Raw genomic sequence first — 693 nt, forward strand, 5'->3', positions numbered from 1 at the left:
CGAAGATTTTCACGATGAGTACCCACACAGATTGATATGGTTTAGAAAAGCAAAAGAGTTTATCGTTTTTACGATGAAAGATTTGGGTCTGTAGCTCAGCTGGTTAGAGCGCTCGCCTGATAAGCGGGAGGTCGGTGGTTCGAGTCCACTCAGACCCACCAAATCTTTACATCTGCAGCGTCAACAAATTCGTTGTGTACTCTCGTACACGGCCTCATTTGTTTCCTTGCATATGAAAAGATTACCCATTATGGGGCTATAGCTCAGCTGGGAGAGCGCCTGCCTTGCACGCAGGAGGTCTGCGGTTCGATCCCGCATAGCTCCACCATCTTTAAACGCATTAGCGATAGTGTTTTTAAAAATGGTTTCGTTTCAATAGAAACAAACTTTTGCTCTTTAAAAATTTGGAAAGCTGACGAACAATATTTGATTAATATTGTTCAAATTTAAAAGTTCTCAAATCCTATGACTCTTTAAGAGTGATAGGTACCAACACACATTCAAGTGTTCTTGGGTTTTCACGTAAGTGAAAACATATTTGAGTCCGGCAAAATCGAACGTCTCTCACTCATAAAATAGAGAGACAACCTTGGTTGCTGGTTTGTCTTCACTTTAAAAAGTGAAAGCAAACAATCCATACATAAAGACCTCTTGGGGTTGTATGGTTAAGTGACTAAGCGTACACGGTGGATG

Annotated in this window: 2 tRNA genes; both read left to right on the forward strand. The window is 41.1% G+C overall.

The features are described 5' to 3' along the window. Positions 1-84 precede the first annotated feature (84 nt). Positions 85-161, forward strand: a tRNA-Ile gene (locus QWZ04_RS15665). A 91-nt stretch (positions 162-252) separates the two neighbouring features. Beyond that, positions 253-328: transfer RNA gene (locus tag QWZ04_RS15670), tRNA-Ala, on the forward strand. Positions 329-693 lie beyond the last annotated feature (365 nt).

This window comes from Vibrio tapetis subsp. quintayensis (assembly GCF_030409945.1).
Classification (GTDB): domain Bacteria; phylum Pseudomonadota; class Gammaproteobacteria; order Enterobacterales; family Vibrionaceae; genus Vibrio; species Vibrio quintayensis.